14 protein-coding genes are annotated in these 14,656 nt (G+C 66.6%); 10 read left to right on the forward strand and 4 right to left on the reverse strand.

The annotated features are described in order from the left end of the window. Positions 1–17: 17 nt before the first annotated feature. The 6 genes from OZ403_RS27680 to glsA all read left to right on the forward strand — a co-directional run bounded on the left by OZ403_RS27680 (position 18) and on the right by glsA (position 8,298). Complete coding sequence (locus OZ403_RS27680; protein WP_268782182.1) at positions 18–668, forward strand: LysM peptidoglycan-binding domain-containing protein; 651 nt, start codon at positions 18–20, stop codon at positions 666–668. A 692-nt stretch (positions 669–1,360) separates the two neighbouring features. Continuing rightward, positions 1,361–2,821, forward strand: a complete 1,461-nt coding sequence (locus OZ403_RS27685) for a glutamate decarboxylase (protein WP_268782183.1) — start codon at positions 1,361–1,363, stop codon at positions 2,819–2,821. A 51-nt stretch (positions 2,822–2,872) separates the two neighbouring features. After that, positions 2,873–4,201 (forward strand): APC family permease, encoded by a 1,329-nt coding sequence (locus OZ403_RS27690; RefSeq protein WP_268782184.1) that lies wholly within the window; start codon positions 2,873–2,875, stop codon positions 4,199–4,201. A 90-nt stretch (positions 4,202–4,291) separates the two neighbouring features. After that, on the forward strand, positions 4,292–5,728 hold the full coding sequence (locus OZ403_RS27695) for a DcaP family trimeric outer membrane transporter (protein ID WP_268782185.1): 1,437 nt from the start codon (positions 4,292–4,294) through the stop codon (positions 5,726–5,728). A 34-nt stretch (positions 5,729–5,762) separates the two neighbouring features. Further along, entirely contained in the window at positions 5,763–7,376 is a 1,614-nt protein-coding gene (gene gadC, locus OZ403_RS27700; RefSeq protein WP_140794360.1) for a putative glutamine/gamma-aminobutyrate antiporter GadC, read from the forward strand. Then, positions 7,330–8,298: a glutaminase A gene (glsA, locus tag OZ403_RS27705; RefSeq protein WP_268782187.1), complete on the forward strand. Its 969-nt coding sequence runs from the start codon at positions 7,330–7,332 to the stop codon at positions 8,296–8,298. Before gadC ends, glsA begins: the two co-directional genes overlap by 47 nt. Positions 8,299–8,318: 20 nt before the next feature. Here glsA and OZ403_RS27710 read toward each other — a convergent pair whose 3' ends face one another. Next, complete coding sequence (locus OZ403_RS27710) at positions 8,319–8,501, reverse strand: hypothetical protein (RefSeq protein WP_140794362.1); 183 nt, start codon at positions 8,499–8,501, stop codon at positions 8,319–8,321. A gap of 105 nt (positions 8,502–8,606) precedes the next feature. Between OZ403_RS27710 and OZ403_RS27715 the strand changes: the two genes are divergently transcribed. Then, entirely contained in the window at positions 8,607–9,329 is a 723-nt protein-coding gene (locus OZ403_RS27715; protein WP_268782188.1) for a trimeric intracellular cation channel family protein, read from the forward strand. A gap of 288 nt (positions 9,330–9,617) precedes the next feature. Here the strand turns inward: OZ403_RS27715 and OZ403_RS27720 are convergent, their stop codons facing one another. Further along, positions 9,618–10,751 carry a ferritin-like domain-containing protein gene (locus OZ403_RS27720; RefSeq protein WP_268782189.1) on the reverse strand — a complete coding sequence of 378 codons (1,134 nt, stop codon included), beginning with the start codon at positions 10,749–10,751 and terminating at the stop codon, positions 9,618–9,620. A gap of 441 nt (positions 10,752–11,192) precedes the next feature. Here OZ403_RS27720 and OZ403_RS27725 point away from each other — a divergent pair, with 441 nt between their 5' ends. Together OZ403_RS27725 and OZ403_RS27730 are read left to right on the forward strand one after the other, a co-directional pair. Continuing rightward, complete coding sequence (locus tag OZ403_RS27725; protein WP_201799737.1) at positions 11,193–11,372, forward strand: hypothetical protein; 180 nt, start codon at positions 11,193–11,195, stop codon at positions 11,370–11,372. A gap of 94 nt (positions 11,373–11,466) precedes the next feature. Continuing rightward, positions 11,467–12,075, forward strand: coding sequence for a DUF417 family protein (locus tag OZ403_RS27730; RefSeq protein WP_140794365.1), 609 nt, complete (start codon positions 11,467–11,469; stop codon positions 12,073–12,075). 5 nt (positions 12,076–12,080) lie between these two features. Here the strand turns inward: OZ403_RS27730 and OZ403_RS27735 are convergent, their stop codons facing one another. Beyond that, positions 12,081–12,611 carry an RNA polymerase sigma factor gene (locus tag OZ403_RS27735; protein WP_237077457.1) on the reverse strand — a complete coding sequence of 177 codons (531 nt, stop codon included), beginning with the start codon at positions 12,609–12,611 and terminating at the stop codon, positions 12,081–12,083. A gap of 595 nt (positions 12,612–13,206) precedes the next feature. Next, positions 13,207–13,587 (reverse strand): RidA family protein, encoded by a 381-nt coding sequence (locus tag OZ403_RS27740; protein ID WP_237077458.1) that lies wholly within the window; start codon positions 13,585–13,587, stop codon positions 13,207–13,209. A 325-nt stretch (positions 13,588–13,912) separates the two neighbouring features. On the opposite strand from OZ403_RS27740, the gene OZ403_RS27745 reads away from it, so the two are divergent. Then, positions 13,913–14,617: a hypothetical protein gene (locus tag OZ403_RS27745; RefSeq protein ID WP_237077459.1), complete on the forward strand. Its 705-nt coding sequence runs from the start codon at positions 13,913–13,915 to the stop codon at positions 14,615–14,617. The last annotated feature ends 39 nt before the right edge of the window (positions 14,618–14,656 follow it).

The raw sequence follows: 14,656 nt of genomic DNA on the forward strand, positions 1-14,656 counted from the left end.
TGAGGGCAGGAGCTTCCATGTCCAACTACCGCATCCGTCCCAACGATACCCTCTCCGGCCTGGCGGCCCGTTTCGGCACCACGGTGGAGAAGCTGGCCCGTGACAACAACATCACGAACCCCGACCTCATCTACGCGGGGAACACGCTGCGCATCGGGCACTCCGGTCGCGACAGCTTCGACGCCGGTGGCGGCCGCCAGGGCGTTCGCGGTGGAGGCCCCTCGGGTGACGTGAGCGGTGGAGCGGACGTGGGCGGCCCGACGGGCGCGGGGCCCAGCAACGCGTCTGCCGCGATGCGTCGACTGGCGGATGCGGCCCGCTCGGCGGCCATGGGCATGGGCGGCTACAACAGCCAGGGCCTGTGCGCCACGGGCGTCAGCCGGGCCATCCGCAACGCCCTGGGCATTGGCGTGTCGGGCAACGGCAACCAGATTGACAACAACCTGCCGCGCGACAAGTTCAAGCAGGTCAACATGTCGCTGGAGGAGGCGCTGAAGATTCCGGGCCTCGTCCTCACCTGGGAGAGTACCTCCACGCGCCTGGGCAGTATCTACGGCCACACGGCCGTCACCCTGGGTGATGGTCACTCGTCCGCGAGCGACTTCATCGAGCGCAACACGACCAACAGCGGGCGCACGGGCTTCAAGGTCTTCATGCCCATCGCATAGTGCCTGCTGCGCAGATGGCATCCCTGGAAGCCCCTGGCCCTGTAGAGGGTCGGGGGCTTCGTCGTTTCCAGCGGAGGGAAAACGCGGGAGCGAGCACGTCCGGAAGGGCCGCCCCCTTCGCCTCCGCCCACAGGGACTCAAGAGGGAGCAGTGTTGGCGGACAGAGCGCCCTCTTGCCAGGCAACGGCCGATGAAGGGCGGCGGGAGAGCGGTGCGCGGCGCAGGACTTGAGCAGCCAGGAAATTGGCGCGGTTGCGCGTGTTGGTGCTGGACTCAGAACGGTAGACGTCCTCGTTGACAGACAACGGCCGCCTAGCGAAGTCAGCGGTGGTTCGCATGCTTCGCTGGAACCCTGCTCACCAGCAGATTGCCCGCGGGCGGCTTGTAGCGAACGTAGGCGCGCTGGAGTGCCGCCCTCGCCTCTGTCGCTGAGACCTCGTCACTCTGTCGGGACGCCTGTCGATTTGAGACCTCAGGTGGCTCAGAACGGGCGGCGCCTGGCCCCAAAAAATAGACATATCACACAGGCGAGCGCCTCTGCGCCCCTTCCCATCTTCGTCCCCGGATGCTTCGACATGGAATGCCCTCCATTGCGTGCAGGTCCACCCTGGGGATGCGGGGTGACGTCCGGCAACGAGTGCCGCCGAGCCGAGTGAGCGCAAGCTCCGCTTCCCGCCCGTCCCGGGAGACCGATGGCGACACCATCCACGAGCACCATCTCAATCCATGAACAAAGGCCACCTGCTTATCAAGGAACATTTATGACAATTCGAGGGAGAGAAGAAATCCGCGCCCGCATCAATGACGACGTGTACGCGTCGCCTGACCTCTCCATCGCGATGCCCAAGTTCCGCATCCCGGACGAGGAGCACAGCGCAGACCACGCCTACGCAGTGGTGCACGACGAGTTGCTGCTCGATGGCAACGCGCGGCAGAACCTGGCGACCTTCTGTCAGACGTGGTCCGAGCCTCAAGTGCACCGCCTGATGGATGAGTGCCTTGTCAAGAACATGATTGACAAGGATGAGTATCCGCAGATAGCGGAAATTGAAACGCGCTGCGTGAACATGCTCGCCGACCTCTGGCGATCTCCTGTCGCGCACGACACAATCGGCACCTCCACCACGGGCTCCAGCGAGGCCGCCATGTTGGGAGGCCTTGCGCTGAAGTGGCGCTGGCGCAAGCAGCGCGCTGCCGAAGGGAAGCCCACGGACAGGCCCAACCTCGTCTGCGGTCCAGTGCAAATCTGCTGGCACAAATTCGCGCGCTATTTCGACGTGGAACTAAGGCAGGTTCCGCTTGCTCCCGGGCGGATGACAATGACGCCGCAGGAGGTGCTCAAGCACTGCGACGAAAACACCATTGGCGTGGTTCCCACCCTGGGCATCACCTACAACCTGCTCTACGAACCGGTAAAGGAAATTGCCGACGCCTTGGATGACCTCCAGCGCCGAACGGGCCTGGACATCCCCATCCATGTAGACGCGGCGAGCGGAGGCTTCATCGCTCCGTTCATCCACCCAGACGTGGTGTGGGACTTCCGCCTGGATCGAGTAAAGTCCATCAACGCTTCCGGTCACAAGTTCGGGCTGACGCCCCTGGGCTGCGGCTGGGTCGTTTGGCGTGACAAGAGTGACCTGCCGGAAGAGCTGATATTCCGCGTGGACTACCTGGGCGGGAACATGCCGACGTTCGCATTGAACTTCTCACGGCCAGGCGGGCAGATTGCCATTCAGTATTACAACTTCCTGCGGCTGGGGAAAACAGGCTACCAGCGCGTCCAGCAGGCATGCTCGGACACCGCGAACTTCATTGCGAAGGCGGTCGAACAGCTGGGTATCTTCGAGATCATCTACGACGGCCGGGGGGGAGTACCGGGAGTGTGCTGGAGGATGAAAGACGGCGTGAGCCCACGCTTCACGCTCTACGACCTCGCAGACCGGATGCGTGAGCGCGGCTGGCTGGTACCCGCCTATCCCATGCCCGCGGATTTGGAAGACATGGTGGTGCAGCGGGTATTGGTCCGTCATGGCGTGAGCCGGGACCTGGCCACGCTGCTGGTACACGACCTTCACGCCAGCATCGATCATTTCCACCGCCACCCAGTGAGTACGCCAATGTCGAGGGAGGAAGCCTCCGGTTACCACCACTGAGTCGGGTGAACGGGGCGGAGCCAGGTGGAACGCCAACAGCGAGGGCACCTCATGGCGGAACAACCAACGAAGGGCCCGCCCGCGCGGCGGGCGACGATGAGCATCTGGGCGGTCAGCGCGCTCGGCATCGGCTCCATGGTGGGAGCCGGCATCTTCGCGCTGCTGGGACAGGCCGCGCTGCTCGTCGGCCCAAAGACCTGGCTCTCGTTCGCGCTCGCGGGAGTCGTCACCCTCTTGTCTGGCTACTCCTACGCCAAGCTCGGCTCGCGCTACCCCAGCTCCGGCGGCATCACCCTCTTCTTCGAGGAAGGCTTCGGGCGAGGGCTCGTCTCAGGGACCCTCTCGCTCATCTACCTCATCACCCTGGCCATCAGCATCGCCATGGTGGCCAAGACGTTCGGAGCCTACGCCACCCGACTCTTCCTCCCGAGCGGAGGACACCTCTGGTTCAGCATCTTCGGCTCGGTCATCGTCATCCTGCTCTCGGTCCTGAATGCCGTCGGCTCTGGCGCGGTGGGCAAGGCGGAGGTCGCCCTCGTGTCCATCAAGCTCATCATCCTGTGCGGCCTGCTCGCCGTAGGCATCTACTCCATGGCCCAGAGCGGAACGCAGCACCTGAACACGCACCACAACCTGGGGCTCACCGGCCTCATCTCGAGCGTGGGGCTGTGCTTCTTCGCCTACTCGGGCTTCGGCATGATGGCCAACGCCGCGTCGGATGTAGCCAATCCCAAGAAGACCATTCCCCAGGCCATCTTCCTGGCCATCGGCGTGGTGACGGTGCTGTACGTGGGGCTCTCCGTGACAGTCCTGTCCCTGGTATCACCCGCGGAGCTCGCCCGTAACGCGGACACCGCCGTGGCCCAGGCGGCCCGGCCCGTGCTCGGCTCCGCGGGGTTCACCATCGTCGCGCTCGGGGCCTTGCTCGCCACCGCGTCGGCCATCAACGCCACGCTCTTCGCCGCCCTCAACGTGTCGACCGCACAGGCTCGCGCCGGCCAACTCCCCCAAGCCTTCAGCACGCCCCTCAAGGGCAAAAGCACGAAGGGTTTCATGTGGGGCGTGGTCGCCATCCTGGTGATGGTCAACACCATGAGCCTGGGCGCCATCGCCAATGTCGCCAGCGCGACCTTCCTCATCAGCTACATGGCGGTCCACGTCGCGTGCTGGAAGCTCGCGCGCCAGACGGGAGCCTCGCGCGCCGTCATTGGCGTGGGCGCGGCACTGATGGGTGTCGTCCTCATCACCTTCCTCGCCAGCTCCGCGAAAACCCAGCCGCTCTCGCTCGTCCTCACCGTGGTCGCCGTCGCGGGCAGCGCGCTCGTCCAGTGGCTCATCCAATCGCATCACCACGGCCTGCCGCACTCCCGCGCGCGCTGACAGTCCCGCACGCGCGACTTCCGTACGGGCAGGAGGGAAGCCCGCTTTCCAACGTCGGGCAAGACTCCCTGGCTGGGATGACTGGCACCAATGGGTCCCTACGCTTTCAGCCACTTCGCCGTGGTGGCAACGGACCCGATGACTTCTTCAGCCCCTTCTCAGCAGCTCCCTGTTCGCGGCGTCGCCATCGCGCTGATGGCTGCGCTGAGCACCCCCGCCTGGGACGCCCAGGCCCAGGAGCCCTCCACGGAAGGCTCCTCTCGACCCGAGTCCTCCACGAGCCAGGACGCGAAGACAGACACGTCCCCCGCGCCCCTGTCGCCCGCTGAGGAGCTGGCACTCCTGGAGCTGCCCTTCCTCGACCTGATGCTCCCCTCCAACACCCAGGCCTTCGCTCCACGGCCCGACCACGGGGTGTTCGACACCAGGCTGCCCGGTTACTTCCGGATTCCGGCCACGAAGGTCTTCCTGAAAATCGGCATCGGCGCCACCACCGCGTTCACGGTCAGCTCCAAGCGTCTGGGCACGCCCACCTGGTTCACCACGTCCGCCATCCCCGTGCGCGGCCAACCCTTCTTCCACTCACCGGGCACCCATTCGACGGCCACCGCCAACCCGTCCGACATCTCCTTGGAGATGCGCAGCAAGACTGAGCTGGGCCCGATGAAGCTGCTCTTCAACACGAGCTTCGCCCAGAGCAAACCCACCTTCGGCTTCCATCCGAACTACGCCTACGCGCAGTTGGGCGGCGTGCTGGCGGGCTTCACCGATTCGACCTTCGCGGACGTCGATGCCTACCCGAGCACCCTCGACTTCGAGGGCCCCAACGCGCTCGTCTTCACCAAGCGCGCCGTGGCGCGCTACAGCCACTTGCTGTCTCACGACAAGCACCGACGGATGTTCCTCCACGTCGCCATGGAACAGCCTGGCTCCAACGTGCCCACGTCCGCGGGAGAGCCGCGCGACATGCTCCCCGACGGCGTCGTCGCCTGGCGCAGCGAGGGAGGCTGGGGCCACCTGCAGCTCGCCGGCCTGGTGCGCGCGGTGGGCATCCAGTCCAAGGACAGCAAGGACAGCAAGACGGTGCTGGGCATCGGCGGCAACCTGACCGGCGCCTACCACTTCGCCCACAAGCACACGCTGCTCGCCGGCATCTCCGGCGGACAGGGCCTGGGCGCGTACCTCAACGACACGGGCGGCGCGCAGTACGACGCCGCGCTGAATACAGCGGGCTCGCTCAAGGCCATCCCCCTGCTCGGGGCCTACGCGGGCTTCACCTACGCGTGGACCCACATGCTCAGCTCCACGGCGACCTATGGGTGGCTCAAGCTCTGGGACCGGGACCTCGAAGCCTCGCTCGATGCGAAGAGCTTCCGGCGGTCGCAATACGCGTCCCTGAACCTGGTGGCCAAACCCATGAAGGGCGTCCTGGCCGGCGTCGAGGGGCTGTGGGGCTACAACCGCGCCATCGACAGCCAGTCCGGACAGGCCGTCCGCGGACAGCTCACCCTCCAGTACCGCTACTGAAACACCACACGAACCAGGACGGAGGGAAGACTCCATGGAGTCGGGGACGACCAGAAAACCCATTGCCGCCAGTGCGGCGCCCAAGCTGGGCGTGCTCACGCTGGCCATCATGAACGTCACGGCCGTCGTCAGCCTTCGCGGCATGCCCGCGGAAGCCGAATACGGACTGACCTCCATCTTCTATTACACCTTCGCCGCGGTGTTCTTCCTCATCCCGGTGTCGCTGGTTGCGGCGGAGCTGGCCACGGGCTGGCCCGAGAAGGGCGGTGTGTTTCGCTGGGTCGGCGAGGCCTTCGGTCCCCGCTGGGGCTTCCTCGCCATCTTCCTGGTCTGGATTGAGTCGACCATCTGGTTCCCGACGGTGCTCACCTTCGGCGCGGTGGCGCTGGCGTTCGTCGGCCCCAACCAGACGTGGGACAAGGCACTCTCCAGCAACAAGTTCTACACGATTCTCATCGTGCTGGGCCTGTACTGGGCGGCGACCTTCGTCTCGCTGCGCGGGCTCAAGACGTCCTCGAAGATATCCAAGTGGGCGGGCCTCATCGGCACCATCATCCCCGCCGCGCTGCTCATCGTGTTCGGCCTCACGTACCTGGCCTCGGGACGACCGATCCAGATTCAGCTCGGCTGGGACAAGGTGATTCCCGACTTCAGCCAGTTCGGAAACCTGGTGCTCGCCGCGTCCATCTTCCTGTTCTACGCGGGCATGGAGATGAACGCCATCCACGTCGTGGATGCCAAGAACCCCTCGCGCACCTATCCGCTCGCCATCCTCATCGCGTCGGTGACGACGGTGGTGATCTTCGTGCTCGGCACGCTGGCCATCAGCGTCATCATCCCCAAGACGCAGATCAACCTGACGCAGAGCCTGCTCGTCTCGTACCGCGACTTCTTCAATGCATTTGGGATGGCCTGGTTGTCACCGGCGATAGCAGTGGCCCTCTTCTTGGGCGTGCTGGGCAGTGTCACGGTGTGGGTCTCCGGCCCCTCGGCGGCGCTGGGAGTCGTGGGCCGGGCGGGCTATCTGCCGCCGTTCCTCCAGCGACGGAACAGACACGGCGCGCCCAGCCACATCCTCATCGTGCAGGGGATGGTGGTCACCTTCCTGGCGTTGATGTTCGTCATCCTGCCGTCGGTGCAGGCCGCGTATCAAATCCTCAGCCAGCTCACGTCGACGCTCTACCTCCTCATGTACATGCTGATGTTCTCGGCCGCCATCTACCTGCGCTACAGCGAGCCGCACACTCAGCGCGCCTACCGGGTCCCAGGTGGAGAAGTGGGCATGTGGGTCATCGGCGGAGCGGGCCTCATCGGAGCGCTCGTCGCGTTCGTGCTCAGCTTCATCCCGCCGTCGCAAATCAAGGTCGGCAGCCCGATGACGTACGTGCTCATCCTCATCGCCGGCAACATCCTCTTCGTGGCCATCCCCCTCATCCTCTATGCGCGGCGCAAGGCCAGCTGGCGCACGGCGGCGGGAGCGCGCGACATGGCCCCCTTCAACTGGGAGAAGCCCGGCGCCTCGGGCCACCCCGGCGCGGCTCCGACGCAAGGCGACGAGGAGGCCTGGCCTCCCATGACTCCACACGACAGGAGGCAACCCGATGGGCGCACCGACGACACCCGCCACCATCCGCGCGGCGACCACTGAAGCGCATCAGCGATTCCTGGACCTGAAGGAAGGACAGAACGCCAGCTACATCCCGGTGCTCGCGCGCGTCCAACCCGACCGCTTCGGGCTGGTCGTCATCACCGCGGACGGACAGGCGACGGAGGCCGGGGACACCCGCTCTGAGTTCGCCATCGAGTCCATCTCCAAGGTGTTCACCCTCGCGCGGGTGCTCGACGAGGTGGGCGCCGAAGTCCTCCGGAAGAAGGTGGGCGACAACCCCACCGGCGAGTCCTTCGCCTCCGTCCACGCGCTCGTGGTGCATGACGGCAAGCCGCTCAACCCCTTCGTCAACGCAGGGGCCATCGCCACCGTCAGCCTGATTCCCGCGGACTCGGCGGCGCGCCGCTGGGAGAAGATTCACGAGACCGTGTGTGCCTTCGCGGGCCGCAAGCTCGAGGTCATGGATGAGGTCTACCGCTCGGAGAGCGCGACCAATCAGCACAACCGCGCCCTCGCGTGGCTGCTCGACAGCAGCCACACCCTCTACAGCGACCCCATGGAGGCGACGGACGTCTACACGCGCCAGTGCTCGGTCGGCTTGACGACCTATGACCTGGCGGTGATGGGGGCCACCCTCGCCGCGGGGGGCATCAACCCCCTCACCCGGCAACGCGCCGTCAAAGCGGAGCACGTGCCTCGGATTCTCGCCGAGATGACCATGAGTGGCCTCTACGACAACACGGGCACGTGGCAATACGAGGTCGGGTTGCCCGCCAAGAGCGGCGTGGGCGGCGGAATCCTCGCCGTCGTTCCGGGCAGGCTCGCCATCGCCGCGTTCAGCCCTCCACTGGACCGTTTCGGCAACAGCGTGAGGAGCCAGCGGGCCATCCGGCACCTCTCGGAGGTGCTCGACCTCAACCTCTTCGCGACCACCACCGGGTCCTCGCCACCGGCAAGGTGAAGCACGACGCGACGCGTCTTTCAGCGGGCCACGGGGACCTGGGCGATGAGGATGCGGTCCCTTCCGTCGTTGCGCACCGCGTCCCTGTGGGTCAGCGGCAGGCGGGCGTCCGTCTTCGGGTCCCACAGGCCCAGCCAAGGACGATGCCGTGCGTGGTGGAGACGGTTGCCTGTGTCCTCCTTCCCAGGCGAGGGGCCGTGCATCCCGCCACCCGGCGCGTCGTCCCGCGATTGCCCACGCGCGCGCGCGTCCCCAGCGTGCGGTGAAGGAGGCGTGGAGCGGATGCCGCCGCACGCGCGCGCACGTCCATGGACATCGACCTGTCGGACCTGTCGAGACCGGAGGTCCAGGAGCATGTCCTCTCACTGGGGACCCTCGTCGTGGACCTGCTGGGCGTGTTCGCGGGTTCGGTGCTCGGCGCATTGCTGGCCGAGCGTCGGAAGCTGGACCTCATGGGCTTCCTGGTGCTCGGGCTGGTGTCCGGTATCGGCGGAGGCATCCTCCGGGACACGCTCCTCCAGGCGGGGCCGCCGCTGGTCCTGGTGCGGCCGTCCTATCTGGTGGCGGCGTTCGGCGGCGCCTTCACGGCGTTCATCTTCGAGCTGCGGCACGGGCCAACGGTGAAGCTGCTCATGTCACTGGACGCGCTGACGCTGGGTTCGTTCGCGGTGGCGGGGACGCAGCGGACACTGGAGGTGGGGCTGTCGCCCGGGACGGCCCTCCTCATGGGCATCATCACCTCCGTGGGCGGCGGGATGATTCGCGACGTGCTCATCCAGCGCACGCCCACCCTGATGCGACCGGAGCCCGGCTACTACGCGCTGGCGGCGCTCGCGGCGAGCGCGGTGTGCCTCGCGCTCTCCTTGTCGGGACACAAGCGCATCGCCTTGCTCGCCGGCATCGTCGTAGGGGCGCTCGTCCGCCTGTTCTCCGTGCGCCACGGCTGGCGGTTGCCCGTGAAGAAGGCGCGGCGGCCCCAACCTCCGATGGAGGGCGACGGCTTCGACGGGATGGAGGAGGAGCCGAGGTGATGCGCGAGCTCTCCGCCAGCGCAGTCCTCGTTGCGCGGGCCCGGCTCCTGCCATGGAGTCTCTTCGGCATCACCACACGCGGCGAGGCTACCCAGGCATACGAGCACCAACACCCTTGCCATCCACATCCGTAGGTCCCCTCCCGTACAGCCACCTCACACACCCGGTATCTGCCGCGAACCGCCGGGTCCACCCACTCTTGCCGAAACCGTGGATGGACCGGACGCGCGCTCGACTCAGTTCCCAGGCCCACGGAGGGCTCGCGCGCCGAGCATCCGCCGAGGACCCTCAATTCCAAAGTTCCCGCGAGAGCAGGTCCACCATCGCAACGGCGACCTCCGGTTCGGGCAGCCCCAGCGCCCGCAGGAGCGCCGCATCGGTCGGCGCGGAAACCTCGGCACGCAGCGCCTCCACCGCCCGCTGACGTGCCGCGCGCACCGCCTCTTGCTCGGCGGACGGCAGTCGCTCTACCGCCCAACGGTCGATGGCCCAGGACAGGTCCGCGTGCCGGGTCTCGTCCTCGGCGATACGGACCATCGCCTCGCGCACCTCGTCGTCCTCCGCGTGCAGGGCCTGATGGTGAGCCAGCAGCGCGCCGTACGTCTCGCGCACGCAGCCCTCCACCGCGTTGTCCAGCGCCACCTCGAGCAGCGGCCTGGGCGGGAGCGGCGCCACCACCGCGCGCTCAGGCGTCGCGCCATGACGACGCGCCAGTCGTCCACACACCTCCGTATGAGCCACCTCATCGAGTGCGCTGCGCAGCGCCGCCTGCTGAAGCTCGACCGCCGCGCCATGAAGTGCCAGTTCGTCCCGCAGCCTCAAGAAGGCCGTGATGGAGGCCTCCTCCAGGTGGGCGATGAGCGCGAAGTGCTGACCCAGCTCATCCGCGCATGCAACCGAGCCATCCGAGCGGAGTCCCGCGGGCCTGCGCCCCACGGTGCACCCCTTCGTGCCCCGCTCCAGGATGCGGGTCTGCTTCACCTGCACCTCGCCCGAGGGTGTCACCTCCAGCAGATACTGCGTCAGGTTGGAGCCCTCTCCACACGCGAACCCCTTCGTGGCGACGACGCTGAAGGTCCCGTCCGCGTTGGCCTTCACCGCGCCTTTCTCCAACTCGGTGCAGTTCAGGTCGTAGCCCCCCGCGAAGACCTGGAGCAGCGCCTCCTGAGAGGTGTCGATGTCGCCCAGGAAGGCCTGGAGCGCCTCTTGAGAGGTGTGTGCCTCCACCGCATCACCTCGCGTCGTCACGAGGTAGTACGCGTAGCAGTCCGGCTCGCAGCGGGAGCGAAACCCCTCCTCGGAGGAGAGGGCCTCGAGGTCCGCGTTACACGCCACCGGCTGCGTGGCGGTCTCGCACGGCGTCCCCGAGGACACGAGGGTCTGCTGCCGGGGCGTGGTGTACAGGTCGGCGAGGAGCCTCATCTCGACGAAGTCCGTCTGTGTCGCGGGAGACAGCCCTCGGACCGACAGTCTTCCATCATCGCAGATGGGGGGGTGAGTAGCCTTCCAGGGAAATACCCCCACTGCAACAACCGGTGAGCAGCAGCGGGGACGCCAGTGATGCACTCAGCGCTCGAGCGAAGAGCCGACGCAGTTGATCCGAGTTCAAGTAGCACTCCTCTCCAGGAACGACCTCGCCCTCGAAAGCAATGACGATGCCAGGAACGCTTCATTCGAGGAACTCGGGGTCACCGGCTGAAACATGTCGGTGTTTTCCACGAGCGTACTCAGAAACCTGAGGCACTCGGTGTCCCGGATTGCGGAAGTCGCGCGGCAGCGGCGTCCAAGCGGGCTCAACATGACGCCGCCCTCGCGCTGGCATGGCGCATCCGCGGCAGGCGGCCCACCTCAGGCCCACAGGCCGTGACGCTGCACCCTGTCCGCATCCTGAACTGTGATGGCGAGGGCTCCCTGTCGAGCATCATCGCCGGCATCAACGGGGTCGCCGCCCATCACCGGTCCCCCGCTGTCGCCAACCTGTGCGCCGGGCTGGAGGTCTCGGAGGCCGTGGACCAGGCGGTCCGCAACGCATGCTCCGTGTAATGCCCGGGCGGGACGAAACCTGACTACTGCATAGCGCGAGCGTTCGAGTCCGAAACCGTGGGCTCGAGCGCATCCCACAACAGGAGATCCATCTTTGTCCCGTATCGAGTCGCTCCTCCGCCTCGCCGCCCGTGCCGACCGCATCGGAATGAACGTCCTTCGCGCCGGCCTGATCGTCGTCCTCGTCTGGATTGGCGCGCTCAAGGTAGCCGAATACGAAGCGGACGGCATCGTCCCCTTCGTGGCCAACAGCCCGGTCATGAGCTTCGTCTATACGTACGACGCCCCCGAATACCGGCAGCACATGAATGCCGAAGGCGCGCTCGTTCCCGCCAACCGCGCGTGGCACGAGGCGAACGGGACCTATGGGTTCTCCTACCTGCTCGGCGGCGTGATCGTGCTCTTCGGCCTGCTCATCGCCGCCCATTGGTGGCGCCCCGAGCTCGGCGCGATCGGCAGCGCCCTCGTGATCGGCATGTCGGTAGTGACGCTCTCTTTTCTCGTCACCACACCTGAGAGCTGGGTGCCGGCGCTCGGCGACGCCCACCACGGCTTTCCGTGGCTGAGCGGCCGCGGGCGGCTGGTGGTCAAGGATGCAATCATGATCGGCGCCGCCATCGTCACCATGGCCGATTCCGCGCGGGTCTGGCTGGCGCAGCGCAAGCCGCAGCCGGCCGAGCAGCTCCACCGCGCCGCCGCCTGAGCGCGCTACCCCTCCATGCACTCGCGGAGTTCACGCTTCGCGCGGTGCAGGAGCACGGCGACGTTGCCAGTTGTGGTGCCAAGGAGATTCGCCACGCGGACGCCCGGTTGATCCTCGAGCAGGCGCAGCGTCACCACCTGGCGCTGCACCGCGGCGAGCTTCTCCACGCATTGGAAGGCGAGCACATGCGCCTCGGCATGCTCGATGAGCGAATCGACGCTCTCCCGATCGTCGGCCAGGCTCTCGACCACTTCGCTGTCGCGGAGATGCGGCCGCGCGAGTTCGTGGCGCCGCCTCCTGTTCCGCGAGTGGTTGCGCACGAGGATCGCGAGGAGGTTGCGGCTGTCGTCCTCCTCGTACGCGAGCTTCCGCGCATGGGGCAGGCCGAGGAAGGTCGCGAAGGCGTCCTGGACGGCGTCGAGCGCGTCGTCGGCGAGCAGGCCCTCGTTTCGAGCCACCGCCGCGAGCGCGCCACGATGGTCGCGCACCAGGCTGGTGACCCAGGAAAAGAACCCCTTCTCGTCGTTGCGCTCCATCTCCAGCTCCTTCCAGCGGCAGAACCGGCGAGCAACCGTCGACCCCGCGCGAAGCTTCCTGCACGCCTTTCGTTGCGCCGAAAGGGCGCAACGTAGCCGATGCGCCGATGCGCATTCCACCCAACTTGCTGACGGCGATTGCTTCCGCGACTGCGCCGACAAGGCCGCGTGCAACCGCAACCGCTCCGAGGCGAACGTGGCCAATACTCGGCCAACGTGACCTTCGTCGAGAGCATGAGACGGAGAGGGAGTCTGTTGAGGGTGGCCGGCTGGAGCAGCAGGGACGAGGAGGGCCGAGCGCCAACTGGGCGGGGCGACCGCCCATCATCCGGGCGATGGAGCGCGCCCGCGCAGGGACTCGTGCTCGCCAAGGAGGCCCTTTCCATGATCGACTTGCCCAGGCCGGTCGTGGGTTCGAGCCGGGTCGCGCCTATTTCGAGGTGGCCGTGAGCACGGGAGAGGTGCCACCGGAACGGCCACCCCGGCCTCGATCCAGGGCAGGGGCCCCACACAACTGCGTGAGGCGCCCCATGAAACACGTCTGTCACGCGCGACGCAAAGCGCCGACCTCTCATTCCGACGTCGGCGCCGCGCTTCACCCTACCGCGATGGCTTCGATTTCGATCAGCAGCGCCGGGTCTGACAGCGACTTCACGATGAGCAGCGTGGTCGCAGGCGGCGGCGACGCGAGCGCACCTGCGCCGGCGGCCATGAAGCCCGGCAAATGCGCAGCGTCCGTCAGATAGATCGTAGACTTGACGATGTTTCGGTTGGTCATGCCGGCTTGCTGCAGCAGGGTGTTGAGGTTCGCGAGCGCTTGACGCGCTTGCGCCTCGACACCTTGAGGAACACTTCCGTCCGGAGCGACGCCGACCTGGCCTGAAATGTACAGCGTGCGCTTCGCGTCGGTGACCTCGATGGCCTGGCTATAGAATTGGGGTGCGGGTCTATCCGGCAGATTGATGGCCTTCATCATGTGGGCTCTCCCGATACGCGATGTGAACGTCTTTGGGACAAAGGAGCATGAGGTGTAGTCCCGCATGTGCTTCCAATCAATCGCGAGCTGCGAGCAGCGGACCTCCAAATTCTCTGGCGGCCCTCTATCGTCGACATACTCCGACCCGAGTTCCCGAACTCCACCTGAGCCCTCCCCTCCCTGAGTCGCCCTGCACACTCAACTGCTGGGTACGAACTGTCTCACCTAGGTTGGCACAGAGGGGCGTCGCGCCAAGCTGGTACGCGAGCCGCCGCACGCACACCGCGCTGGGAACCATCGCGCGTGTCCAGGCGTCCAGCGTTGCATGGTTCCCATTCTGCTGCTCCTCGCCCTTGCACCTGTCGACGCGGAGCGAGAGCCCCCACTTCCAGAGCGGCCCTATGCCGAGATGGTCTCCGAGTTGGAGACCCGACGACACGCCTTCGGCACGCGGTGGCACCAGCCCGGCGCCGGGCGCATGGCCTTGCGCGACGAGGCCCGCGCAACCGTGCTCGATGCCATCACCCGACAGCTGATGCCCGCCTGGTACGGCACGCCGTGGGAATTCTACGGCGACAGCCAGACACCGCGCACAGGAAGCATCGCTTGTGGCTACTTCGTCTCCACGGTGCTGCGGGACGCCGGCTTCCGCATCGAGCGCATGCGGATGGCCCAGCAGCCCGCCGAGTACATCGTGAAGACGCTGGCACCCCCGACGAAAACCTGGCGGTTTCGCGGCCGTCCCGTGTCCGGGGTCATCGACCGCGTAAGGCGCGCCGGCGCGGGGCTCTACGTCGTCGGGCTCGACTACCACGTCGGGTTCCTCTGGAATGACAGCGCGCGGGTGTGGATGTGTCACTCGTCCTATCTGGGCGAAGCCAATGTCGTCTGCGAGGACGCTCTCACCTCCCCCGCGATGGTGTCGCGCTACCACGTCGTCGGGAAGTTGCTCGAGGACGGGATGATGGACGCGTGGCTGGAGGAGCGAGTGCTCCCCGTCTTCATCCCGGGGAAGAAGCCGACCGACTGAGGTTCGGGGGGCAAGGCTTTGCCTCTCACGGAGGCGAAC

Source organism: Myxococcus sp. NMCA1, from assembly GCF_026810205.1.
In the GTDB taxonomy this organism is placed as follows: domain Bacteria; phylum Myxococcota; class Myxococcia; order Myxococcales; family Myxococcaceae; genus Myxococcus; species Myxococcus xanthus_A.

What these genes read in the sequence shown, in the direction of transcription:
- gadC (WP_140794360.1), top strand. Translation starts at nt 5,763, where the DNA reads ATGGAGTCGGGGACGACCAGAAAACCCATTGCCGCCAGTGCGGCGCCC.
- OZ403_RS27720 (WP_268782189.1), bottom strand. Translation starts at nt 10,751, where the DNA reads ATGAGGCTCCTCGCCGACCTGTACACCACGCCCCGGCAGCAGACCCTC.
- OZ403_RS27745 (WP_237077459.1), top strand. Translation starts at nt 13,913, where the DNA reads ATGGTTCCCATTCTGCTGCTCCTCGCCCTTGCACCTGTCGACGCGGAG.
- glsA (WP_268782187.1), top strand. Translation starts at nt 7,330, where the DNA reads ATGGGCGCACCGACGACACCCGCCACCATCCGCGCGGCGACCACTGAA.
- OZ403_RS27740 (WP_237077458.1), bottom strand. Translation starts at nt 13,587, where the DNA reads ATGATGAAGGCCATCAATCTGCCGGATAGACCCGCACCCCAATTCTAT.
- OZ403_RS27695 (WP_268782185.1), top strand. Translation starts at nt 4,292, where the DNA reads ATGGGTCCCTACGCTTTCAGCCACTTCGCCGTGGTGGCAACGGACCCG.
- OZ403_RS27685 (WP_268782183.1), top strand. Translation starts at nt 1,361, where the DNA reads ATGGCGACACCATCCACGAGCACCATCTCAATCCATGAACAAAGGCCA.
- OZ403_RS27710 (WP_140794362.1), bottom strand. Translation starts at nt 8,501, where the DNA reads ATGCACGGCCCCTCGCCTGGGAAGGAGGACACAGGCAACCGTCTCCAC.
- OZ403_RS27680 (WP_268782182.1), top strand. Translation starts at nt 18, where the DNA reads ATGTCCAACTACCGCATCCGTCCCAACGATACCCTCTCCGGCCTGGCG.
- OZ403_RS27735 (WP_237077457.1), bottom strand. Translation starts at nt 12,611, where the DNA reads ATGGAGCGCAACGACGAGAAGGGGTTCTTTTCCTGGGTCACCAGCCTG.
- OZ403_RS27690 (WP_268782184.1), top strand. Translation starts at nt 2,873, where the DNA reads ATGGCGGAACAACCAACGAAGGGCCCGCCCGCGCGGCGGGCGACGATG.
- OZ403_RS27715 (WP_268782188.1), top strand. Translation starts at nt 8,607, where the DNA reads ATGGACATCGACCTGTCGGACCTGTCGAGACCGGAGGTCCAGGAGCAT.